Origin of the sequence: Massilia sp. LjRoot122, from assembly GCF_964252725.1 — a bacterium.
In the GTDB taxonomy this organism is placed as follows: domain Bacteria; phylum Pseudomonadota; class Gammaproteobacteria; order Burkholderiales; family Burkholderiaceae_D; genus Telluria.
Window position 1 is genome coordinate 299,633 of the sequence record NZ_CAXUPB020000001.1, and the last position, 21,391, is coordinate 321,023.

Here is a 21,391-nt window from a genome sequence, read left to right on the forward strand (position 1 = left end):
GATACTCAGAAGCGGTAAGCCGCCTTGGCGATGATCCAGTTCGCGCCGGCATTCGGGCGCTTGATGCTGGCGTTCGAGTAGTGCTGGAACTTCAGGCCGAAGTCCCACTTGGCGGTGGTGTAGCCTACGCCGACGTGGTCGCCGAACTGGAAGGCGGTGGCCAGCTCCTTGTCCTCGTTCTTGTAGAGCGTGGAGAACAGGTTGACGCCGATGCCGATCTCGCCGTACAGGCCGAGCTTGCTGTCGCTCTGGTAGCGGAACACCGGGGTGAAGCCGACCACGGCGATGTTCTTCTTGCGACCCGGCACGTTCTGGTAGGCGTTCAGGCGCCACAGGGCCAAGTTGGTTTCCCAGTAGCCCGACAGGTGATAGCCATTGCGGGCGAACCAGCGCTGCTCCCAGTCGTTCTGCACGGCGAGGCGCAGCATGCGTTGTTCCGGATTGGTGCCGAACTCGACCGATGCAGAGTCTACCCAGCCGCCGAGAGGCTGGTTCTGGGCCTGGGCGGCCTGGGCGAACGAAGCAGCCGCGAGCGCGACAGCGATGCCGGCAAATTTTTTCACGTTAGGCATGTTCTTCTTTCTTGGCAGTGCAACAATATTGTGCAACGCACTATTGTACTAGCGAGAACAAATCGGTGCTGACCGCCACCTTGTGCTGTCGCGAAGGTATCATAGACACCCCGCAGAACGCTTACCCTTTTCCCCATTCCCGCATGACCGAACCGACCAGCACTCCCCTGTATCCGCTCGCGGCGCCGACCCAGCAGCAAGTCGCGCCCACCGTCCTGCCGCACGACCCCGTGGCGGATCATATTGCCACCCATCTGGGCCGGATCGACACCGTGTTCCACGACACCATTGCCGACCCGGTACAGGTCGACATCCACGTGGTACCCGCCAACGAGCGCACGCCCTTCCTGCGCCTGGTGACCTCGGGCATGAGCAGCCGCCCGATGACCGTGCCGGAAGGCGCGCCGCCCTTCGCCGAGCTGATGATTGCCCTGCCCGCGGACTGGAAGCTGGACGAGCAATCAGTGAAGGATGAGCGCTGGTACTGGCCGGTGGCCCTGCTGCGCCACCTGGCCCACTATCCGCACCAACACGCGACCTGGCTCGGCCTCGGCCACACGCTGCCGAATGGCCATCCGGCCAAGCCCTATGCGAAAGGTGTCGCGTTCAGCGGCGCCATTCTGCTGCCGCCGGCTTCGGCGCCGGATGCCTTCGCCTCGCTCGAACGCGACGGCAAGGACATCTATTTCCACTGCGTCGTGCCGCTCTACGACGCCGAGCTGAACCTCGTGAAGCGCAAGGGCTTCCCTGCGCTGCTCGACGGCTTCAACGAGAAGGGCGTCACGGACCTGGTGGTCCCCGGCCGCAAGAACACGGTCAAGAAGTTCCTCGGGCTGTTCTGATGAGGACCATCGCCTTCCTCGGCATCGGCCTGATGGGAAGGCCGATGGCCGGCCGCCTCGCGCAGGCCGGTTTCCCGGTACGCGCCTGGAACCGCACGTTCGCCAAGGCCGAAGTCCTGCGCGGCAGCGGAGCCGAGCCGGTGGCGGAACTGGCGCAGGCAGTGCGCGGAGCGCAGGTGGTGATCTCCATGCTCGAAGCCGGGCCGGTGGTGGGCGAGGTGATCGCCGCCGCGCTGCCCGCGCTCGACCCGGGCACGCTGTGGATCGACATGAGCTCGACGCGCCACGATGAAGCGCTTGCCTTCCACGCCACGCTGGCAGCCCAGGCTTGCCGTTTCGTGGATGCACCGGTGTCGGGCGGCGTCGGCGGCGCCGAAGCGGGAACGCTGGCCATCATGGCGGGCGGAGACGTCGCCGACTTTGACCAGGTGGTAAAAGTATTCGGGGCGATGGGCAGGCCCCAGCGCGTCGGTCCGGTGGGCAGCGGCCAGGTGGCCAAGCTGTGCAACCAGCTGATCGTCGGCGCGACCCTGAACGTGGTGGCCGAGGCGCTGTTGCTGGCGCAAGCGGCGGGCGCCGATCCGGCGGCAGTGCGCGAAGCGATCCGTGGCGGCTTCGCGGGAAGCCGCATCCTGGACGTGCATGGACAGCGCATGCTGGACCGGAACTTCCTACCGGGCGGGCAGGTGAAGAGCCAACTGAAGGATTTGCGGAATGTGCTGGCGGCCGCAGGGGCGGCCGGATTGACGCTGCCGCTGACGGAGCTGGTGACGCGGCAGTACGAGACGATCGAGCCCGTGCTGCCGGCGGCGGATCATGCGGCGGCGCTGCTGGCGCTGGAACAGATGAATCCCGGCTTCAGGCTGGGCGACGCGGCGGACCAGCTTCCGTAGGGTGGGCGGCTTCGCCGCCCACGCGGTGATCGCCGCAATTGGATATGCCGCGGCCGTACCGGCACAGTTGACCGCGTGGGCGGGAAACCCGCCCACCCTACAACGGCAGACTCATCTCCACCAGCCTCACCCAGAAACTCCCCCCGATCGGCAGCAGATTGTCGTTGAAGTCATAACTCGTGTTATGCAGCTGGCAGGGCCCCAGCCCATGCCCGCCCGCGCGGTGCGCCCCTTCGCCATTGCCGATGAACACATAGCAGCCCGGCTTTTCCTGCAGCATGAAGGCAAAGTCTTCCGCCCCCATGGTCGGCTCGACATTGGTATCCACCCGATCGGCCCCCACCACCGCCCGCATCGCCTCGACCGCGAAGGCGGTCTGTTCCGGATGGTTGATCAGCGGCGGATAGTTGCGCTTGAAACTGAAGTCGACCGAGGCATTGAAGGCTGAAGCCACACCCGACGCGATCTCTTCCATGCGGCGCTGGATCAGGTCCAGTACGTCGGTCGAGAAGGTACGCACGGTGCCGACCAGCTCAGCTTCGTCGGGGATCACGTTGGTGGCGCTGCCCGCGTGGATCTGGGTGATCGACAGCACCGCCGACGCGAGCGGATTCTTTTCGCGCGAGACGATGGTCTGCCAGGCCTGGGCGATCTGCACCGCCACCATCACCGGATCGATGCCGCGGTGCGGCTGCGCCGCGTGACAGCCCTTGCCGCGCACGGTCACGCGGAACTCGTTACTGGATGCCATCATCGGCCCCGCCACGACGCCGAAGTTCCCCTCCGGGATGCCCGGCCAGTTGTGCATGCCGTACACGGCCTCCATCGGGAACTGCTCGAACAGGCCGTCGTCCATCATGCGGCGCGCGCCGCCGCCGCCTTCTTCGGCCGGCTGGAAGATCAGGTAGACCGTGCCGTCGAAATTGCGCTGTGTCGACAGGTGGTGGGCCGCGCCGAGCAGCATGGCCGTATGGCCGTCATGGCCGCAGGCGTGCATCTTGCCCGGATGGCGCGAGGTATGGGCAAAAGCGTTCGTCTCCTGCATCGGCAGGGCGTCCATGTCGGCGCGCAGGCCGATCGCGCGCTTCGAGCTGCCGTTCTTGATGATGCCGACCACGCCGGTCACGCCCAGGCCGCGCACGATCGGGATGCCCCATTCGGTCAGCCGCGCCGCCACCACGTCGGCGGTGCGCTGTTCTTCGTAGCACAGCTCCGGATGCGCATGCAGGTCGCGCCGGATCTCCTGCAGTTCGGGCTGAAAGGCAAGGAGTGGTTCCACGAGTTTCATTTGTCTCTCCGTTTTTTGTCATGCTTGCATTGCATGTCTTGAACCATTGTAGCCTGCCTCAAACAGTCCATGAAAGAGGGGGCACGGACCATGCCGGAATCGTTTACAGTATTGGTTTAACGAAGCACTCCAGCCTCTTCCCCGCCCATGCCAGTCACACAAGTCCGCGCCGCCTGCCCCCACGATTGCCCCGATACCTGCGCCATCCTCGTCACCGTCGACAATGGCGTGGCCGTCGAAGTCAAGGGCGATCCGGAGCATCCGACCACGGCGGGCGTGCTGTGCACCAAGGTGTCGCGCTACGTCGAGCGCACCTACCACCCGGACCGCGTGCTGTACCCGATGCGCCGCGTCGGCCGCAAGGGCGAAGGAAAATTCAAACGCATCAGCTGGAACGAGGCGATCGACGAGATCGCCGCCCGCCTGGGCGAGATCGCCGCCCGCGACCCCCAGGCCATCCTGCCGTACAGCTATGCCGGCACCATGGGACTGGTGCAGGGCGATTCGATGTCGCTGCGCTTCTTCAACAAGCTGGGCGCCTCGCTGCTCGACCGTACCATCTGCGCCACGGCCGGCGCGACCGGTTACAAGTACAGCATCGGCGGCTCGATCGGCACCGACATCGAACAGTTCCAGGACGCCAAGCTGATCCTGATCTGGGGCGGCAACCCGATCGCCTCCAACCTGCACTTCTGGATGCGGGTCCAGGAAGCCAAGCGCCGCGGCGCCAGGCTGATCGCGATCGATCCCTACCGCTCGCTGACGGCCGAGAAATGCCACCAGCACATTGCCCTGCTGCCAGGCACGGATGCCGCGCTGGCGCTGGGCATGATGCACGTCCTCATCCAGGAAGACCTGATCGACCACGATTACGTGGCCAAGTACACCCTCGGCTACGAGGAACTCAAGGCGCGCGCCCTCGAATGGACGCCGGAACGCACCGCCGCGACCTGCGGCATCACGGCGCAGGAAGTGGTCGACCTGGCGCGCGTGTACGGCCAGAGCGCACGAAGCGGCGAGGGCACGGCGATCCGCATGAACTATGGCCTGCAGCGCGTGCGCGGCGGCGGCATGGCGGTGCGCAATATCGCCTGCCTGCCGGCACTGGTCGGCGCCTGGCGCCACAAGGCCGGCGGCGTGCAGCTGTCGACCTCGGGCTCCTTCCCGGCCGACCGTCCGGCCCTGCAGCGTCCCGATCTGCTGGATGGCCGCATGCCGCGCACCATCAACATGACCACCATCGGCGACGACCTGCTCGAGGATGCCTCGCCGGAGTTCGGCCCGAAGATCGAAGCCGTGATCGTCTACAACGCCAACCCGCTGGCCATCGCCCCCGACTCGGCGAAAGTGCAGAAGGGTTTCGAGCGCGAAGACCTGTTCACCGTGGTGCTGGAACACTTCCAGACCGACAGCGCCGACTACGCCGACATCCTGCTGCCGGCCACCACCCAGCTCGAGCACGTCGACGCCCACCTGGCCTATGGCCACCTGTACATGATGGCAAACAACGCCGCCATCGAGCCGGTCGGCGAAGCCAAGCCGAACACCGAGTTCTTCCGTCTGCTGGCCGCGCGCATGGGCTTCGACGATCCCTGCTTCAGCGAGACCGACGACGAGATCGCCGCCCAGGCCTTCGACAAGCGCCACGAGCGCGCGGTGCACTTCGACTGGGAGTCGCTCAAGCAGAAGGGCTGGCAGAAACTCAACATGCCGGAGGCGCCCTTCGCCGAAGGCGGCTTCCCGACCCCGTCGGGCAAGTGCGAATTCTATTCGAGCAGCATGGCGCGCGACGGGCTCGACCCGGTCCCGGCCTATATCCCGCCGTATGAATCGGCCGCCTCCAACCCTGAGCTGGCAAGCAAGTACCCGTTGGCGATGATCTCGCCTCCGGCAAGGAACTTCCTCAACTCAAGCTTTGTCAATGTACAGAGCCTACGCGCAACCGAGGGCGAGCCGCACCTCGACATGCACCCGAACGACGCCGCACGACGCGGCATCGCTCACGGCGACATGGCGCGTATTTATAACGACCGCGGCTCGTTCGTCGCCCGTGCCCGCGTCACCGACAAGGCGCGCGAAGGGCTGGTGGTGGGCTTGTCGATCTGGTGGAAGAAACTCGCCAGCGACGGCAAGAATGCCAATGAAGTGACCAGCCAGCGTTTGACCGACATGGGCAGGGCGCCTACTTTCTACGACACCCTGGTGCAGGTTGAAAAATCTGCGCCTCCAACGCGAGATGAAACCCTCTAGATTTTCCCAGGCCTTCCGGCCCTTGATGGCCGCCGCAGCTGCGGCCCTGATGTTGTCAAGCTGCTCATCCCTCTCCTACTACTCCCAGGCCGCACAAGGCCAGCTCGAACTGCTGACGGATTCCCGTCCGATCGATGACTGGCTGGCCGACCCCGCCACCAACGCCAAGCTGCGCCACCGTCTCGAGGCGGCGCGCCAGATCCGCCGCTACGCGATCCAGGAACTCAAGCTGCCCGACAACGGCAGCTATACCAACTTCACCAACATCAAGCGTCCCTACGTGCTGTGGAACGTGGTCGCCACGCCCGAGCTGTCGCTGAAACCCATGCAGTGGTGCTTCCCGGTGGCCGGCTGCGTCAACTACCGCGGCTACTACAGCAAGCAGGAAGCCCAGGCCTATGCGAAGGAGCTGCGCAGGCAGGGCCATGACGTCGAAGTGGGCGGCGTCAGCGCCTATTCGACCCTGGGCTGGTTCAGCGATCCCCTGATCTCGACCTTCATCCATTATCCGGATGCCGAACTGGCGCGCCTGATCATCCACGAACTGGCGCACCAGGTAGTCTACGTGCAGGGCGATTCGAAGTTCAACGAATCCTTCGCCAGCGCGGTGGAGCAGGCCGGCGTCGAAGGCTGGCTGGAGCGCTTCGGCAACGACGGCATGCGCGAGGCCTTCCAGCGCTACACCGTGCGCAAGAAGGATTTCATGGCGCTGCTGGTGCGTTACCGCGGCGAGCTGGAGAAGACCTATGCCAGCGCCCTGAGCCAGGATGAAAAGCGCGCCACCAAGGCCCGCCTGTTCATTGCGCTGAAGGACGACTACCAGGTGCTGAAGGCGAACTGGGGCGGCTATTCGGGTTACGACCGCTTCTTCGCCGAGCCGCTGTCGAACGCCCACCTGGCCTCGATCGCCACCTACAACGACTTCGTCCCCGCCTTCCGTGCCCTGATGCGCAAGGAGCGTTCCTGGCCCGCTTTCTACAAGTCGGTCAACCGGCTTGCCAAGCTCGACAAGGCCGACCGCCACCGGGTGCTGGCCAAGCTGGCAGCGCCGGCGCCGACCGCGCCGCTCGTGGTGCAGCGCAGCATGGGCGCGACCACTGGATATAGCAAATAAGGCAGTGTAGAGGACACGTTCCAATCGACTTAAAAGAACTTGCGCGCATTGGCGCTGCCCGATAGCATCACAGACAGGCGATAGCAAAGGCGCAAGCTTCGCGCGCGCCTGCTCGGACCACAACGATAACTATTCGAGACAAGAGGGCATCCGATGGACAAGATCTGGTTGAAGGCCTACCCCCCGAACGTTCCTGCTGAGATCAATCCGGACCAGTACGGCTCGCTCGTGCACATGCTGGACGAGTCCTTCAGCAAGTACGCCGACCGCAACGCCTATGTCTGCATGGACAAGTTCCTGACCTATGGCGAGCTGGATGCCTACTCGAAGAAGCTGGCGGCCTGGCTGCAGAGCCGCGGCATGGAACGCGGCGCGCGCGTGGCGATCATGATGCCGAACGTGCTGCAATACCCCATCGCGATCGCGGCCGTGCTGCGCGCCGGCTACACCGTGGTCAACGTCAACCCGCTGTACACGCCGCGCGAGCTCGAGCACCAGATCAAGGACTCGGGCAGCGAAGCGATCATCGTGCTCGAAAACTTCGCGCACACGGTGCAGCAGGTGATGGGCAAGACCCCGCTCAAGCACGTGGTGGTGGCGAGCATGGGCGAGATGCTGGGCGGCGCCAAGGGCATGCTGGTCAACTTCGTGGTCCGCAACGTCAAGAAGATGGTGCCGGAGTTCTCGCTGCCGAACATGGTGCGCTTCAAGGACACCCTGTCGCAGGGCGCGAAGATGCCGTTCACGAAGGTCGAGCTCAAGTCCTCGGACGTCGCCTTCCTGCAGTACACCGGCGGCACCACCGGCGTCTCGAAGGGCGCGACGCTCACGCACCGCAACGTGATCGCCAACGTGCTCCAGACCGAAGCCTGGTCGGCGCCGGCGATGGGCGCATCGAACGAGCAGACCGTGATCGTCTGCGCGCTGCCGCTGTACCACATCTTCGCGCTGACGGCCTGCGCGATGTGGGGCATGCGCACCGGCGCCCTGAACATCCTGATCGTGAACCCGCGCGACATCCCGGGCTTCATCAAGGAGCTGGGCAAGTACAAGATCAACATGCTGCCGGCGGTGAACACGCTGTACAACGCGCTGGTGAATCACCCGGACATCGGGACCGTGGACTTCTCGGGCCTGAAGATATCGAACGGCGGCGGCATGGCGGTGCAGAAGGCCGTCAACGACAAATGGAAGCAGGTCACGGGCACCGCGATCATCGAAGGCTACGGCCTGTCGGAGACCGCGCCGGTGGCCACCTGCAACCGCGCCGACGTGAAGGAATTCACCGGCACCATCGGCCTGCCGATTCCGTCCACCGACATCGCGATCCTGGATGACGAAGGCAAGCCGATGGCGCTCGGTCAGATCGGCGAGATCGCGATCCGCGGTCCGCAGGTGATGGCGGGCTACTGGAACCGCCCGGACGAAACGGCCAAGGTCATGACGCCGGACGGCTTCTTCAAGTCGGGCGACGTCGGCATCATGGACGAGAACGGCTACGTGAAGATCGTCGACCGCAAGAAGGACATGATCCTGGTCTCGGGCTTCAACGTCTACCCGAACGAACTGGAAGGCGTGATCGCCGGCCACCCGGGCGTGCTGGAATGCGCCGTGATCGGCGTGCCGGACGAGCATTCCGGCGAAGCGGTGAAGGTATTCGTGGTGCGCAAGGACCCGAACCTGACCGCCGAGCAACTGATGGACTACTGCAAGCAGCAGTTCACCGGCTACAAGAAACCGAAGTACATCGAGTTCCGCGACGAACTGCCGAAGACCAACGTCGGCAAGATCCTGCGGCGCGCATTGAGGGACGAAAAGCAGGCGCAGGCGGAACACGCCTGATCGCAGCATGACGGCCGGCAGCATGCCGGCCCGCACGAGGCCGCCCGCATGCGGGCGGCTTCGCGTTTTATTGGACAGCATTGACACGGAAGGTAGGGCACGGATGGACAAGTTTTGGCTCAAGTCGTATGAGGAAGGCGTACCTGCGGAGATCGATCCGACGCAGTACCGCTCCCTGACGCATCTGCTGGAGGAGGCGTTCCGCAAGTACGCCGACCGCAATGCCTACGCGTGCATGGGCAAGACCCTGACTTTCGCCGAACTGGACCGCCTGTCCGGCCGCATGGCCGCCTGGCTGCAGGGCCGCGGCCTCAAGCCCGGCGCGCGCGTGGCCATCATGCTGCCGAACGTGCTGCAGTACCCGGTGGCGATGGCCGCCGTGCTGCGCGCCGGCTACGTGATCGTCAACGTCAATCCGCTCTACACCCCGCGCGAGCTGCAGCACCAGCTGACCGATTCCGGTGCCGAGGCCATCGTGGTGCTGGAGAACTTCGCCCACACGCTCGAGCAGGTGATCGGTAAAACCCAGGTCAAGCACGTCGTGGTCGCCAGCATGGGCGACCTGCTGGGCGGCCTGAAGGGCATGCTGGTCAATCTGGTGGTCCGTAAGGTCAAGAAGATGGTGCCGGCCTGGTCGCTGCCGGGTTCGATCGGCTTCAAGCGCATGCTGGCGGACGCCACCGGCGCCACCCTGCGCCCGGTCGCCATCGGCCACGACGACGTCGCCTTCCTGCAATACACCGGCGGCACCACCGGCGTCTCGAAGGGCGCCGTGCTGCTGCACAAGCACGTGATCGCCAACGTGCTGCAGAACGAAGCCTGGTTTGCACCGACCCTCAGCAAGATCAAGGCCGGCGAACAGGCCCAGTTCGTGTGCGCGCTGCCGCTGTACCACATCTATGCCCTGACCGTGTGTGCGCTGCTGGGCCTGCGCGTGGGCGGCATGAATTTGCTCATCCCGAACCCGCGCGACATCCCGGGCTTCATCAAGGAGCTGGCCAACTACCGCATCAATATCTTCCCGGCCGTGAATACGCTGTATAACGGCCTGGTGAATAACGCAGAATTTGCCAAGCTCGACTTCTCGGGCATGCTGGTGTGCCCGGGCGGCGGCATGGCGGTGCAGAAGGCGGTGGCGGACAAGTGGCTGCAAATCACCGGCACCCCGATCGTCGAAGGCTACGGCCTGTCCGAGACCTCGCCGGTGGTTACCGCGAACCGTTGCGACATCACCGATTTCACCGGCACCATCGGCCTGCCGCTGCCATCGACCGAGATCCGCATCCTGGACGAAGCCGACAAGGAAGTTCCGTTCGGCACCGCCGGCGAGATCGCCGTGCGCGGCCCACAGGTGATGGCCGGCTACTGGCAGCGCGACGACGAAACCGCCAAGGTCATGACCGCGGACGGCTTCTTCAAGACCGGCGACGTCGGCATCATGAACGAGCAGGGCTACACCCGCATCGTGGACCGCAAGAAGGACATGATCCTGGTGTCCGGCTTCAACGTCTATCCGAACGAGATCGAAGGCGTGGTCGCCGCGATGCCGGGCGTGCTGGAAGTGGCGTGCGTCGGCGTGCCGGACAAGAACTCGGGCGAGGCGGTGAAGCTGTACATCGTGAAAAAAGATCCTTCCCTGAGCAGCGATGCGGTGATCGCCTACTGCAAGGAGCAGTTCACGGGCTACAAGCGGCCGAAATACGTCGAGTTCCGCGAGACCTTGCCGAAGACGAACGTGGGCAAGATCCTGCGGCGCGAATTGCGCGATGAAAAGACGTCGGCCTGAGCTGACACCGAAGCCGGCGCCTCGCCGGCTTTTTCTTTATTGGTGAGAAATCAGCGAATCGAGCGGCGGCAGCTGGCGCGGCTTGCGGTCCGGGCCGGTGGCGACATAGGTCAGCTGGGCTTCGGTCACTTTCACGACATCCGCCTGCAGGCGGTTGCGCTCGGCATAGACTTCGACGCACACGGTGATCGAAGTATTGCCGACCTTGACGATTTCGGCATAGAAGGACAGCAGGTCGCCCACGAACACCGGCTGCTTGAACAGGAAAGAGTTCACGGCGATGGTCGCCACGCGTCCGTTCGCGCGGCGGGTGGCCGGCAGCGAACCGGCGACGTCGACCTGGGCCATGATCCAGCCGCCGAACACGTCGCCGTACACGTTCGCATCGGACGGCGCCGGCATCACGCGCAGTTCGGGCATCTTGCCTTGCGGCAGGCGGGTGGAAGAGGTGGGGGCGGCATTTTGTGGCGTGGTCATCTTGTTTTCTCGGTAAAAGCTACAATCGTCCCGAATTGAACCATAAATCCCCCAGCCCTGCCATGCGACGCACTCCAGCCTCATCCGTACCCTTGCCGCCCGATTCGAAGGGCGTGCCCCGCAATGACTGGGCCACCCTGCGCACCCTGTTCCCCTACCTGTGGGTGTACAAGTGGCGGGTAATGGCCGCGCTCGCCGCGTTGATCGGCGCCAAGATGGCCAACGTCGGCGTGCCGCTGGTGCTCAAGCAGCTCATCGACCAGCTCGCGATCGACCCGGCCAATCCGAAAGCCCTGCTGGTGCTGCCGCTCGGCGCGCTGGTCGCCTACGGCCTGCTGCGCCTGTCCACCACGGTATTTACCGAGCTGCGCGAATTCCTGTTTGCGCGCGTGACCCAGCGCGCGGTGAGGACGATCGCGCTGAAGGTGTTCCGCCACCTGCACGCACTGTCGCTGCGCTTCCACCTGAACCGCCAGACCGGCGGCATGACGCGCGACATCGAGCGCGGCACCCGCGGCGTGAATTCCCTGATCTCGTATTCGCTGTTCAACGTGCTGCCGACCCTGGTGGAGATCACGCTGGTGCTCGGCTACCTGGTGCTGAATTACGACATCTGGTTCAGTGCGATCACCGCGGTGGCGCTGGCGAGCTATATCGCCTTCACCGTGGTCGTGACCGAATGGCGCACCCACTTCCGCCGCACGATGAACGACCTGGATTCCAAGGCGAATACCAAGGCGATCGACTCGCTGCTCAACTACGAGACCGTGAAATACTTCGGCAACGAGGAATACGAGGCCAGGCGCTACGACCAGGGCCTGCAGAGCTTCGAGAACGCCGCCGTGCGCTCGCAGACCTCGCTGTCCTTCCTGAACACGGGCCAGTCCCTGATCATCGCCACCGCCGTGACGCTGATCCTGTGGCGCGCCACCGAAGGCGTGATCGCCGGGACCATGACCCTGGGCGACCTGGTGCTGGTCAACTCCTTCATGATCCAGCTGTACATCCCGCTGAACTTCCTCGGCGTGATCTACCGCGAGATCAAGCAGAGCCTGGCCGACATGGAACGCCTGTTCTCGCTGCTCGACCAGAACCGCGAAGTGGCCGACTCCGCGGGTGCCCAGCCCCTGCTGACCCATGGTGCCCAGGTCGAGTTCTCGCACGTCGAATTCAGCTATGAAAGCAAGCGCCAGATCCTGTTTGACGTCGATTTCACCATCCCGGCCGGCACCACGACCGCGGTGGTGGGGCATAGCGGCTCGGGCAAGTCGACCCTGTCACGCCTGCTGTTCCGCTTCTACGACGTGAATGGCGGCGCGATCCGCATCGATGGGCAGGACCTGCGCAACATCACCCAAACCTCGCTGCGCGCGGCGATCGGCATCGTGCCCCAGGACACGGTGCTGTTCAACGACACGATCGAATACAACATCGCCTACGGCAAGCCGGGCGCCTCGCACGCGGATATCGTGGCGGCGGCGCGGGCAGCCTCGATCCACGACTTCATCGAGAGCCTGCCGGACGGCTACCAGACCATGGTGGGCGAGCGCGGGCTGAAGCTGTCGGGCGGCGAAAAGCAGCGCGTGGCGATCGCGCGCACGCTGTTGAAGAACCCGGCGATCCTGATCTTCGACGAGGCGACCTCGGCGCTGGATTCGAAGTCGGAGCAGGCGATCCAGGCCCAGCTGAAGGAAATCGCGAAAGACCGTACCACTTTGGTGATCGCGCACCGGCTGTCCACCATCGCCGACGCGCAGCAGATCATCGTGCTGGACCACGGGCGCATCGTGGAGCGCGGCACGCACGGCTCGCTGCTGGCGGCGCGCGGCCTGTATGCGCAGATGTGGGAAAGGCAGCTGGCGCGGCCGGACGAGGAGCTGGCCTCGCCGCCGCTGGAGATTGCGAAGTAGTCAGGCCACCTTCGCTTAATTTGGCCTGCGCCTTCAAGAACGTCATCCCGGCGAAGGCCGGGATCCAGGTTTGCATGCAAACTGCTTCTGCATGCGTTCTCACTGATCACAAGAATTGGATTCCGGCCTTCGCCGGAATGACGGTTCTACGGTTAGTAACTGCGGTTGAACTTCATGGCTTCCTGTAGACGACCCCGTCCTTCATCACGAACTTCACCTGCTCGAGCACTTTCACGTCGCGCAGCGGATCGCCTTCGACGGCGATGATGTCCGCGGCGAAGCCCGGTTCGACCGCACCCAGGCGTCCGGGCTGGTCGAGCAGGGCGGCGGCGTGCACGGTCGCCGAACGGATGGCTTCCACCGGCGACATGCCCGCTTCCACCATGTAGCCGAACTCCTTCGCGTTCTCGCCGTGCGGGAACACGCCGGCATCGGTGCCGAAGGCGATCTTCACGCCGGCCTTGTGGGCGCGCGCGAAGGTGGCTTGCAGCTGCGGTCCGATCGCGGCCGCCTTCGGGCGCACCAGCGCCGAATAGTAGTCCGGGATCTTGGCCTTGTCCGCCACGTAGCGGCCGGCCGAGATGGTCGGTACGTACCAGTGGCCGGTCTTCTTGAACAGGGCGATGGTCTCGTCGTCCATCAGGGTGCCGTGCTCGATCGAGTCGACGCCGGCGCGCAGCGCGCGCTTCATGCCTTCGGCGCCGTGGGCGTGGGCCGCGACGCGGAAGCCGTAGTCTTTCGCCGTGCTGACGATGGCCTTCAGCTCGTCCTCGGTGTACTGCGAGTTCTGGCCATTGGCGGCCTGGCTCAGCACGCCGCCGGTGGCGGTGATCTTGATCAGGTCCGCGCCTTCCTTGTAGCGCTGGCGCACGGCCTGGCGGCCTTCTTCCGGGCTGTCGATCACGCCCTTTTCAGGACCGGGGGCGCCGATCTTCTCGCTCAGGAAATGGGACAGGTTGTTGGTCGGGTCGGCATGGCCGCCGGTGGTGGCGATCGACTTCCCGGCGGTGAACATGCGCGGACCGGGGATCTCGCCGGCGGCGATGGCGCGCTTGAGCGAGACGTTCAGGCCATCGGCCGCACCGAGGTCGCGCACCGTGGTGAAACCGGCCATCAGGGTGCGGTGGGCGTATTTCACCGAGCGGAAGGCCATGTCCTGCGGATCGGCGGTCAGGCGGTCGCGATAGGCCTCGACCACAGGCGCGGTCTCGCTGGTCAGGTGCACGTGCATGTCGATCAGGCCCGGCAGGCAGGCGTGGCGCGACAGGTCGACATTGCCTGCCGCCTGGGTCATCGGGCCGACCGATTTCACGACGCCGTTCTCGACCACGATGCTGACGCGCTCGCGCCAGGTGCCGCTCTTGACGTCCAGCAGGCGGCCGCAGTCGATGGTCTGAGTGGCGGCCTGGGCGCCGCCAAATGCGCCCAGCAGCAGGCCTGCCATATAAAGCTGTTTCATGTCTCGCTCCTCATGTTCTCGTTATGTGAAAAAGGCCCTCCATCGCTGGAAGGCCTTTCGTGGTGAAACCTGTCTTGATGCTTAGCGCAGCGGTGCGACCGCCGGGTCCTTGTTCGGCTCCGCCAGATCGCCTTCCCACTTCGCGACCACGGCGGTGGCGATGCCGTTGCCGATCACGTTGGTGGCCGAACGGGCCATGTCCAGGAAGTGGTCGATGCCCAGCAGGAGCAGCAGGCCGGCTTCCGGGATGTTGAACTGGGCCAGGGTGGCGGCGATCACGACCAGCGAGGCGCGCGGCACGCCGGCCATGCCCTTCGAGGTCAGCATCAGCACCAGCATCATGGTCAGCTGGGTCGAGATGTCCAGCTCGATGCCGTAGGCCTGGGCGATGAACACGGCCGCGAAGGTGCAGTACATCATCGAGCCGTCGAGGTTGAACGAGTAGCCGATCGGCAGCACGAAGGCGGCCAGGCGGTTCTTGACGCCGAAGCGCTCCAGGCCTTCCAGGGTCTTCGGGAAGGCCGCTTCCGACGAGGCGCAGGTATAGGCCAGGATGGTCGGTTCCTTCAGTTCGGAGATCAGGCGCAGCACGCGCGGTCCGAGGAAGGCCATGCCGATCAGGATCAGCACCACCCACAGCAGGACGATGCCGAGGTAGAACTCGGCCATGAAGATGCCGTAGGTCGACAGCACGCCCAGGCCGCTCTTGGCGATGACGCCGGCGACTGCCGCGAACACCGCGATCGGCGCGAAGTTCATCACGTAGCCGGTGACCTTCAGCATGATGTGGGCGATGCCGTCCACGGCGTCGATCAGCGGGGTGGCGCGCGCGCCGACGGCGGCGGCGGCGGTGCCGAAGAACACCGAGAACACCACGATCTGCAGGATCTCGTTCTTCGCCATGCCCTCGAAGATCGAGGTCGGGATCAGGTGGGTGATGAAGTCCTTCAGGGTCAGGCTGGAGGTGGTGATGCCCGACGCGGTGCCGACCGGCGGCACGGCACCCGACAGGGCCATCGCGTCGCCCGGACGGAACAGGTTCACCAGGATCAGGCCCAGCGACAGCGAGATGACCGAGGCAATCACGAACCAGCCCAATGCCTTGACGCCGATGCGGCCCACTTCCTTGGCGTCGCCCATCTTGGCGATGCCGACCACCAGGGTCGAGAACACCAGCGGTGCGATGATCATCTTGATCAGGCGCAGGAACATGGTGGTGATCAGCGACATCGTGTCCGCAAACCCGGCCGGGTTCTCGAAGCTGGTGTTGGCCACGTAACCGACGACGATGCCGAGCACGAGGCCGATCAGGATGTAGGTAGTCAGGCGGTTCTTTTTTTCCATAATGCTTCCTGTCTCGTGGACCTGTGCAAAACCCGCGGCAGCGGTTGCCACTGTCGCAAGTCAAATTATCGGTAATTCTTGGGGAGGAACGGCAGATCGTTCTGGTAGGTAAAGCAAGTTCCGAAGTATCCTTGTCGCTAGAAATGCTGTCAAGCATGCTTACACGAGTACAAGGAAACAGGCAACAGATGATCGACATCGACAATGTCAGCAAGTGGTACGGCAGTTTCCAGGTGCTGCGCGACTGCAGCACCCGGGTCGCGCGCGGCGACGTGGTCGTGGTGTGCGGGCCGTCCGGCTCCGGAAAATCCACCCTGATCAAGACCGTCAACGGGCTCGAAGCCTTTCAGCAGGGCAAGGTCGTGGTGGATGGCATCGACGTGGGCGACCCCAGGACCAACTTGTCGCAGTTGCGTGCCCGCATCGGCATGGTGTTCCAGAACTTCGAGCTGTTCCCGCACCTGTCGGTACGCGACAACCTGACGCTGGCCCAGGTCAAGGTGCTGGGGCGCGGCAAGGACGAGGCGCTCGAGCGCGGCCTGGCCTACCTGGACCGCGTCGGCCTGCTGGCCCACAAGGACAAGTTCCCGAGCCAGCTCTCCGGCGGCCAGCAGCAGCGCGTGGCGATCGCGCGCGCGCTGGCGATGGACCCGGTGGCGATGCTGTTCGACGAGCCGACCTCCGCGCTCGATCCGGAGATGATCGGCGAGGTGCTCGACGTGATGGTGGGGCTGGCGCAGGACGGCATGACCATGATGGTCGTCACCCACGAGATGGGCTTCGCGCGCAAGGTGGCCGACCGGATCGTCTTCATGGACCACGGCAGCATCGTCGAGGACAGCCCCAAGGAAGACTTCTTCGGCGCCCCCCGCTCGGAGCGGGCACGCGAGTTCCTGGCGCGGATCATTCACTAGACTTACCACATACGACAACGGCGCCCGCAGGCGCCCTTGTTCTTTAGGCAGACCGCCGGATTACTTCTGCTTGCGGCGGCGCGAGCCGGTCAGTGCGGCCGCGCCCAGCGTGAACAGGGCGATCGATGCCGGTTCCGGGACGTCCCAGCCGATGGCATCGAACATCTGAAGGTCCATCTGGCTGATCGCCAGACGCTCGCCACCGCCGGCGGTCGGGTCCATGATGCCGATACCGCGATCGTCTTTCCAGTGGCTGGCCTGGTTACCGTCGCCGTGATCCGTGCCGTTCGAAAAGATCGATAAGGTGGTAGTGCAATTATCCAGCGAGAAGTATTTATTGCGATTGTCGGCGGACCAGTCGATATGGGCGCCGGCAGCCTTGCTCTCGGGCGAGCAGCGGAAGACGTCACTCGGGCTAACGTAGGGGAAGCTCGCTGCCGCGTAGTTCAGCGTCATGGCGTAGTCGAGAATGTCGACGCCGCTCGAGAAGCCGAGTGCATGGCCGATTTCATGGGCCGCGACGCCGATGAAGTCGAGCTTGCCCGCGTCGATGCCATCGGTCGGATCGAAGTCGAAGACGGGAGCGAAGTCGCTGCTGAACGAGATTGCGCCGTCCGAACGCATGTCGCTGTTGGCGATCAGGCCGAGAGCGCGGAGATTCGCCGTGTTGACGTTGATATATCTATTGTTGTTTTCGCAACCTTGGTCCAGGAAGGTGGCGGTACTGCCCGCGCCTGCAGGGTTGGAAGTGGTACCGTTCATCAGCATGCTCAGGCATTGAACATTCGGCAGGTTGGCGACCGCATTCTTGTCGAGCCACGACTTCGCGTCAGCTGCCAGGAAATGGCGGAAGTTTCCGTAGGTCATCCAGAGGGACTCTGAATAGGTCGAGCCAATTACCCTGTCTGGAAGATCTGCGAAATCGATGTCCAGGTTGACCTGCACATTGTCGTGCAGAACTGCCTCCCAGCGCTTGGCAGCGCTCTCGAAACCGGCCAAGGCACGAGCATCCATGTCCGGCCTGGCGTTGAAGTTAATGACGAGCGCTTGTGCCGAGCTCGCGTATGCGCAAGCAAGCAGAGGAACGACCTTGAGCAGGGTTTTCAGGTTTTTCATTAGTCTTTGTTTCCGTAATTTGAAATTATTCTTGAGACTTCGCTAGTTTGGTCTGAACCGCCTTATTTTCGCGGTAAATTCTCATATGCAAATTTCAAGCCAGAAACAATAAGATGTTGTTTATCAATGGAAAAATTTAATTAGAGAAAACGTTGCATTGCACAGTGTAAAATTTTTCGGCACTTTGTTCTTGTCTATGAAGCAATCGAACGTGGATGGCTGCCCTGCGCACAGTGGCTCCGGTAAAATGTCGGCATCCGCAATCCGAGAGCCGCCATGTCCCCCATCGAAACCCCCGACACCATCACCATCACCCGCCCCGACGACTGGCACCTGCACCTGCGCGACGGCGCGGCGCTTGCCAGCGTCCTGCCGCACAGCGCACGCCAGTTCGCGCGCGCGATCGTGATGCCCAACCTGAGGCCGCCGGTCACCACGACCGCCGCCGCCGCCGCCTACCGCGAGCGCATCCTGGCGGCGTTGCCGGAGGGCGTGTCCTTCGAGCCGCTGATGACGCTGTACCTGACCGACAATACCGATCCGGACGAGATCCGCCGCGCCCAGGATTCCGGTTTCGTCCACGCGGTCAAGCTGTATCCGGCCGGCGCCACCACCAATTCGGACGCCGGCGTCACCGACCTGAAGAAGTGCTACAAGACGCTGGAAGTGATGCAGGAAGTCGGCATGCCCCTGCTGGTGCATGGCGAAGTGACGGACAATGACATCGACCTGTTCGACCGCGAGGCCGTGTTCATCGAGCGCGTCATGCGCCCGCTGCGCAGCGCCATGCCGGTCCTGAAGGTGGTGTTCGAGCACATCACCACCAAGGAAGCGGCCCAGTACGTGGCCGAGGCGGACGGCCCGATCGCGGCCACCATCACCGCCCACCACCTGCTGTACAACCGCAACGAGATCTTCCGCGGCGGCATCCGCCCGCACTACTACTGCCTGCCGGTGCTCAAGCGCGAGGAACACCGCCTGGCGCTGGTGACCGCCGCCACCAGCGGCGACGAGCGCTTCTTCCTCGGCACCGACTCGGCGCCGCACGCGGTGCACACCAAGTACGCGGCCTGCGGCTGCGCCGGCTGCTACACCGCGCTGCATGCGATGGAGATGTATACCGAAGCCTTCGCCCAGGCCGGCGCCCTCGACAAACTGGAAGCCTTCGCCAGCCTGAACGGTCCGGCCTTCTACGAGCTGCCGGTCAACGAAGGGACGATCACGCTCAAGCGCGAAGCCTGGACCCTGCCGGAAACCGTCCCCTTCGGCGAACACCAGCTGGTGCCGCTCAATGCCGGCGAGACCATCAACTGGAAGATGGTGTAAGGGACTCCATGTTGTCCCAGATCGACTGGTCGCGTCCGTGGTACGACACGGTGCGGCCGGCCTTCGAGCGCCTGGGCCTGGCAGGTGAGGGCTTCATCGACGCCTTCAACCGCAGCGCCGCGGCGCTCGGCCTGCGCAACCACGCGGGCCTGCCGCTGCGTTTCGTGCCGCAGGCCGCGCTGCCGGAGGGGACGGCCTACGAGGAATTCATCGGCGCCACCGGCCAGGTCCCGACCCGCGACAACCTGCACGACTTCTTCAATGGCCTGGTGTGGCAGACCTTCCCGCTCATCAAGCGCGAGCTGAACGCCCTGCAGGCGGCGCAGATCGCCCAGGCCGGCATCGGCAAGTCGCGCGGCCCGGCCCGCGATGCCGCCACCATCTTCGACGAGAATGCCGCGCTGCTGCTGGTGCGCGAGGGCAGTGCCGGACGCCTGCTGGTCGACGAGCTGCGTTCCCACCAATGGCTCGCCGCGCTGTTCGACCAGCGCGCCATGTTCGGCAGCGACGTGGAACTCTGGCTGTTCGGCCATGCGCTGATGGAGAAACTGGTGGCGCCGCGCAAGGCCATCACCGCGCATACGCTTGTCATCTTCGTGGGCGATGATGTGCTCTCCCTGCCGCCGGAGGGCAGGCGCGCCTGGCTCGACGCCCACGTGGCCGCGCAGTTGACCAGTGAAGGCTTGACTACCGCCGGCTTCACGCCGCTGCCGGTGCTCGGCGTGCCGGGCTGGTGGCCGGGACAGGACCAGGACTTTTATCTCGACACCACCGTCTTCCGTCCAAAACGGCAGGCGACCTGAAAGGAATACCGATGGCAAACGCAGTACGCTGGGGCATCCTCGGCACGGGCAAGATCGCGCGCGCCTTCGCCACCGCACTAGGGGATGTGCCGGGCGCCGTGCTGGCGGCAGTCGCCTCGCGCAGCCTCGAGAAGGCCCAGGCTTTTGCGCAGGAGTTCAATGCTGTGACCGCCTATGCTTCCTACCATGAGCTGGCCGATGCCGAGGGCATCGACCTGGTCTACGTCGCCACCCCGCATCCCCAGCATGCCGACAATGCCCTGATGGCGCTGCGCGCCGGCAAGGGCGTGCTGGTCGAGAAACCGTTCACGATGAACCTGCGCGAAGCCGAGCAGGTGGTGACGCTGGCGCGCTCGCGCCGCCTGTTCCTGATGGAGGCGATGTGGACGCGCTTCCTGCCGGCCTTCGACGAAGTCCGGCGCATCATCGCCTCCGGCGAGATCGGCACGGTGCACCAGGTGGTGGCCGACTTCGGCTTCACCGCGAACTTCGGCCCCGAACACCGCGCCTTCAATCCGGAGCTCGGCGGCGGCGCACTGCTGGATCTCGGCATCTATCCGCTGTCGATCGCCACCGCACTGCTCGGCCCGGTGGCCGAGATCAGGGCGCAGGCCGAGCTGGGCGCGACCGGCGTCGACGTGCAGACCGGCTTCACGCTCAGGCACGAAGGCGGCGGGATGTCGGTGAGCAGCTGCTCGTTCCAGGCACGCACGCCTTGCGAGCTGACGGTGTCGGGCACGCGCGGCCACGTGCGCATGAACACCATGTTCCACCGCGCGAAGAGCGTCACCGTGGCCCTCGACGACGGCAGCACGCGCACGGTCGACACGCCCTATCTCGGCAACGGCTACGTCCACGAAGTGATGGAAGCGCAGCGCTGCTTCCGTGCCGGGCTGCTGGAGAGCCCGGGCATGAAGCTCGAGGAGACGCTGGCGCTGATGGGCGTGATGGACGAGATCCGGCGCCAGATCGGGCTGGCCTACGACAGCGACCGCAGGCGCGTCCGGCCGCTGCAGCGCGAAGGCGGGGAAGTGGAGGATGACGGTGGATGGCGTCGAACTGAGCCGGGACGAGTGAGATGACGCTGCGCACGGTCGTCCCCATCCTGCGCATGTTCGACGAAGCGAAGGCGCGCGAATTCTACGTCGGCTTCCTCGGCTTCCGGGTCGATTGGGAGCACCGCTTCGAACCCGGCCTGCCGCTCTACCTGCAGGTGTCGCGCGACGGCTGCATCCTGCATCTGAGCGAACACCATGGCGACTGCTGCCCCGGCGCGGCAATGCGCATCGAGGTCGGCGACATCGACGCCTATCATGCGGAGCTGACGGCGAAGCAGTACGGCTACGCCCGGCCGGAGGTCGGCGACACGCCCTGGGGCTCGCGCGACATGTCGGTGAAGGATCCCTTCGGGAACCGGCTGACTTTTACCAGCGCGATCAGTACCTGAAGCGGCCG

Annotated in this window: 18 protein-coding genes; 12 read left to right on the forward strand and 6 right to left on the reverse strand. The window is 64.6% G+C overall.

Features of this window, described 5'->3' with window-relative positions:
• Positions 1-5: 5 nt before the first annotated feature.
• Positions 6-572, reverse strand: a complete 567-nt coding sequence (locus ACSQ25_RS01345; RefSeq protein ID WP_436103915.1) for an acyloxyacyl hydrolase — start codon at positions 570-572, stop codon at positions 6-8.
• Positions 573-715: 143 nt separating this feature from the next.
• Here ACSQ25_RS01345 and ACSQ25_RS01350 point away from each other — a divergent pair, with 143 nt between their 5' ends.
• Together ACSQ25_RS01350 and ACSQ25_RS01355 are read left to right on the forward strand one after the other, a co-directional pair.
• Positions 716-1,414 (forward strand): suppressor of fused domain protein, encoded by a 699-nt coding sequence (locus tag ACSQ25_RS01350; RefSeq protein WP_436103916.1) that lies wholly within the window; start codon positions 716-718, stop codon positions 1,412-1,414.
• The gene (locus ACSQ25_RS01355; RefSeq protein WP_436103917.1) at positions 1,414-2,307 is read left to right on the forward strand and encodes an NAD(P)-dependent oxidoreductase; all 894 of its coding nucleotides are present in this window, start codon (positions 1,414-1,416) and stop codon (positions 2,305-2,307) included. The genes ACSQ25_RS01350 and ACSQ25_RS01355 overlap by 1 nt, the downstream gene beginning before the upstream one ends.
• 97 nt (positions 2,308-2,404) lie before the next feature.
• Here ACSQ25_RS01355 and ACSQ25_RS01360 read toward each other — a convergent pair whose 3' ends face one another.
• The gene (locus ACSQ25_RS01360) at positions 2,405-3,595 is read right to left on the reverse strand and encodes a M20 aminoacylase family protein (RefSeq protein WP_436103918.1); all 1,191 of its coding nucleotides are present in this window, start codon (positions 3,593-3,595) and stop codon (positions 2,405-2,407) included.
• Positions 3,596-3,742: 147 nt separating this feature from the next.
• Between ACSQ25_RS01360 and ACSQ25_RS01365 the strand changes: the two genes are divergently transcribed.
• The 4 genes from ACSQ25_RS01365 to ACSQ25_RS01380 all read left to right on the forward strand — a co-directional run bounded on the left by ACSQ25_RS01365 (position 3,743) and on the right by ACSQ25_RS01380 (position 10,587).
• Positions 3,743-5,845 carry a molybdopterin-containing oxidoreductase family protein gene (locus tag ACSQ25_RS01365; protein ID WP_436103919.1) on the forward strand — a complete coding sequence of 701 codons (2,103 nt, stop codon included), beginning with the start codon at positions 3,743-3,745 and terminating at the stop codon, positions 5,843-5,845.
• Between the two features lie 25 nt (positions 5,846-5,870).
• Complete coding sequence (locus tag ACSQ25_RS01370; protein WP_436108007.1) at positions 5,871-6,959, forward strand: aminopeptidase; 1,089 nt, start codon at positions 5,871-5,873, stop codon at positions 6,957-6,959.
• Positions 6,960-7,112: 153 nt separating this feature from the next.
• The gene (locus ACSQ25_RS01375; protein WP_436103920.1) at positions 7,113-8,801 is read left to right on the forward strand and encodes a long-chain-fatty-acid--CoA ligase; all 1,689 of its coding nucleotides are present in this window, start codon (positions 7,113-7,115) and stop codon (positions 8,799-8,801) included.
• Positions 8,802-8,904: 103 nt separating this feature from the next.
• Positions 8,905-10,587: a long-chain-fatty-acid--CoA ligase gene (locus ACSQ25_RS01380; protein WP_436103921.1), complete on the forward strand. Its 1,683-nt coding sequence runs from the start codon at positions 8,905-8,907 to the stop codon at positions 10,585-10,587.
• A gap of 36 nt (positions 10,588-10,623) precedes the next feature.
• Here the strand turns inward: ACSQ25_RS01380 and ACSQ25_RS01385 are convergent, their stop codons facing one another.
• On the reverse strand, positions 10,624-11,064 hold the full coding sequence (locus ACSQ25_RS01385) for an acyl-CoA thioesterase (protein ID WP_436103922.1): 441 nt from the start codon (positions 11,062-11,064) through the stop codon (positions 10,624-10,626).
• A 62-nt stretch (positions 11,065-11,126) separates the two neighbouring features.
• Here ACSQ25_RS01385 and ACSQ25_RS01390 point away from each other — a divergent pair, with 62 nt between their 5' ends.
• Positions 11,127-12,974: an ABCB family ABC transporter ATP-binding protein/permease gene (locus ACSQ25_RS01390; RefSeq protein ID WP_436103923.1), complete on the forward strand. Its 1,848-nt coding sequence runs from the start codon at positions 11,127-11,129 to the stop codon at positions 12,972-12,974.
• Positions 12,975-13,146: 172 nt separating this feature from the next.
• Here the strand turns inward: ACSQ25_RS01390 and ACSQ25_RS01395 are convergent, their stop codons facing one another.
• Both ACSQ25_RS01395 and ACSQ25_RS01400 read right to left on the reverse strand, forming a co-directional pair.
• Complete coding sequence (locus ACSQ25_RS01395; protein WP_436103924.1) at positions 13,147-14,433, reverse strand: amidohydrolase family protein; 1,287 nt, start codon at positions 14,431-14,433, stop codon at positions 13,147-13,149.
• Between the two features lie 81 nt (positions 14,434-14,514).
• Positions 14,515-15,777 (reverse strand): dicarboxylate/amino acid:cation symporter, encoded by a 1,263-nt coding sequence (locus ACSQ25_RS01400; RefSeq protein WP_436103925.1) that lies wholly within the window; start codon positions 15,775-15,777, stop codon positions 14,515-14,517.
• A gap of 188 nt (positions 15,778-15,965) precedes the next feature.
• Between ACSQ25_RS01400 and ACSQ25_RS01405 the strand changes: the two genes are divergently transcribed.
• A complete protein-coding gene (locus ACSQ25_RS01405) occupies positions 15,966-16,691 on the forward strand; it encodes an amino acid ABC transporter ATP-binding protein (protein WP_436103926.1) in 726 nt (241 codons plus the stop codon).
• Positions 16,692-16,751: 60 nt separating this feature from the next.
• Here ACSQ25_RS01405 and ACSQ25_RS01410 read toward each other — a convergent pair whose 3' ends face one another.
• Positions 16,752-17,807, reverse strand: a complete 1,056-nt coding sequence (locus ACSQ25_RS01410; RefSeq protein WP_436103927.1) for an NF038122 family metalloprotease — start codon at positions 17,805-17,807, stop codon at positions 16,752-16,754.
• Positions 17,808-18,083: 276 nt separating this feature from the next.
• Between ACSQ25_RS01410 and pyrC the strand changes: the two genes are divergently transcribed.
• Genes pyrC through ACSQ25_RS01430 form a run of 4 tightly spaced genes read left to right on the forward strand, consistent with a single transcriptional unit; the run spans position 18,084 to position 21,383 of the window.
• Positions 18,084-19,133 carry a dihydroorotase gene (gene pyrC / locus ACSQ25_RS01415; protein ID WP_436103928.1) on the forward strand — a complete coding sequence of 350 codons (1,050 nt, stop codon included), beginning with the start codon at positions 18,084-18,086 and terminating at the stop codon, positions 19,131-19,133.
• Between the two features lie 8 nt (positions 19,134-19,141).
• Positions 19,142-19,936: a DUF3025 domain-containing protein gene (locus ACSQ25_RS01420; protein WP_436103929.1), complete on the forward strand. Its 795-nt coding sequence runs from the start codon at positions 19,142-19,144 to the stop codon at positions 19,934-19,936.
• Positions 19,937-19,947: 11 nt separating this feature from the next.
• Positions 19,948-21,018: a Gfo/Idh/MocA family protein gene (locus ACSQ25_RS01425; RefSeq protein WP_436103930.1), complete on the forward strand. Its 1,071-nt coding sequence runs from the start codon at positions 19,948-19,950 to the stop codon at positions 21,016-21,018.
• Positions 21,015-21,383: a glyoxalase superfamily protein gene (locus tag ACSQ25_RS01430; RefSeq protein WP_436103931.1), complete on the forward strand. Its 369-nt coding sequence runs from the start codon at positions 21,015-21,017 to the stop codon at positions 21,381-21,383. Before ACSQ25_RS01425 ends, ACSQ25_RS01430 begins: the two co-directional genes overlap by 4 nt.
• Positions 21,384-21,391: the final 8 nt, after the last annotated feature.

What these genes read in the sequence shown, in the direction of transcription:
- ACSQ25_RS01430 (WP_436103931.1), top strand. Translation starts at nt 21,015, where the DNA reads ATGACGCTGCGCACGGTCGTCCCCATCCTGCGCATGTTCGACGAAGCG.
- ACSQ25_RS01380 (WP_436103921.1), top strand. Translation starts at nt 8,905, where the DNA reads ATGGACAAGTTTTGGCTCAAGTCGTATGAGGAAGGCGTACCTGCGGAG.
- ACSQ25_RS01370 (WP_436108007.1), top strand. Translation starts at nt 5,871, where the DNA reads ATGGCCGCCGCAGCTGCGGCCCTGATGTTGTCAAGCTGCTCATCCCTC.
- ACSQ25_RS01385 (WP_436103922.1), bottom strand. Translation starts at nt 11,064, where the DNA reads ATGACCACGCCACAAAATGCCGCCCCCACCTCTTCCACCCGCCTGCCG.
- ACSQ25_RS01355 (WP_436103917.1), top strand. Translation starts at nt 1,414, where the DNA reads ATGAGGACCATCGCCTTCCTCGGCATCGGCCTGATGGGAAGGCCGATG.
- ACSQ25_RS01345 (WP_436103915.1), bottom strand. Translation starts at nt 572, where the DNA reads ATGCCTAACGTGAAAAAATTTGCCGGCATCGCTGTCGCGCTCGCGGCT.
- ACSQ25_RS01425 (WP_436103930.1), top strand. Translation starts at nt 19,948, where the DNA reads ATGGCAAACGCAGTACGCTGGGGCATCCTCGGCACGGGCAAGATCGCG.
- pyrC (WP_436103928.1), top strand. Translation starts at nt 18,084, where the DNA reads ATGTCCCCCATCGAAACCCCCGACACCATCACCATCACCCGCCCCGAC.
- ACSQ25_RS01405 (WP_436103926.1), top strand. Translation starts at nt 15,966, where the DNA reads ATGATCGACATCGACAATGTCAGCAAGTGGTACGGCAGTTTCCAGGTG.
- ACSQ25_RS01390 (WP_436103923.1), top strand. Translation starts at nt 11,127, where the DNA reads ATGCGACGCACTCCAGCCTCATCCGTACCCTTGCCGCCCGATTCGAAG.
- ACSQ25_RS01395 (WP_436103924.1), bottom strand. Translation starts at nt 14,433, where the DNA reads ATGAAACAGCTTTATATGGCAGGCCTGCTGCTGGGCGCATTTGGCGGC.
- ACSQ25_RS01365 (WP_436103919.1), top strand. Translation starts at nt 3,743, where the DNA reads ATGCCAGTCACACAAGTCCGCGCCGCCTGCCCCCACGATTGCCCCGAT.
- ACSQ25_RS01375 (WP_436103920.1), top strand. Translation starts at nt 7,113, where the DNA reads ATGGACAAGATCTGGTTGAAGGCCTACCCCCCGAACGTTCCTGCTGAG.
- ACSQ25_RS01420 (WP_436103929.1), top strand. Translation starts at nt 19,142, where the DNA reads ATGTTGTCCCAGATCGACTGGTCGCGTCCGTGGTACGACACGGTGCGG.
- ACSQ25_RS01360 (WP_436103918.1), bottom strand. Translation starts at nt 3,595, where the DNA reads ATGAAACTCGTGGAACCACTCCTTGCCTTTCAGCCCGAACTGCAGGAG.
- ACSQ25_RS01400 (WP_436103925.1), bottom strand. Translation starts at nt 15,777, where the DNA reads ATGGAAAAAAAGAACCGCCTGACTACCTACATCCTGATCGGCCTCGTG.
- ACSQ25_RS01350 (WP_436103916.1), top strand. Translation starts at nt 716, where the DNA reads ATGACCGAACCGACCAGCACTCCCCTGTATCCGCTCGCGGCGCCGACC.
- ACSQ25_RS01410 (WP_436103927.1), bottom strand. Translation starts at nt 17,807, where the DNA reads ATGAAAAACCTGAAAACCCTGCTCAAGGTCGTTCCTCTGCTTGCTTGC.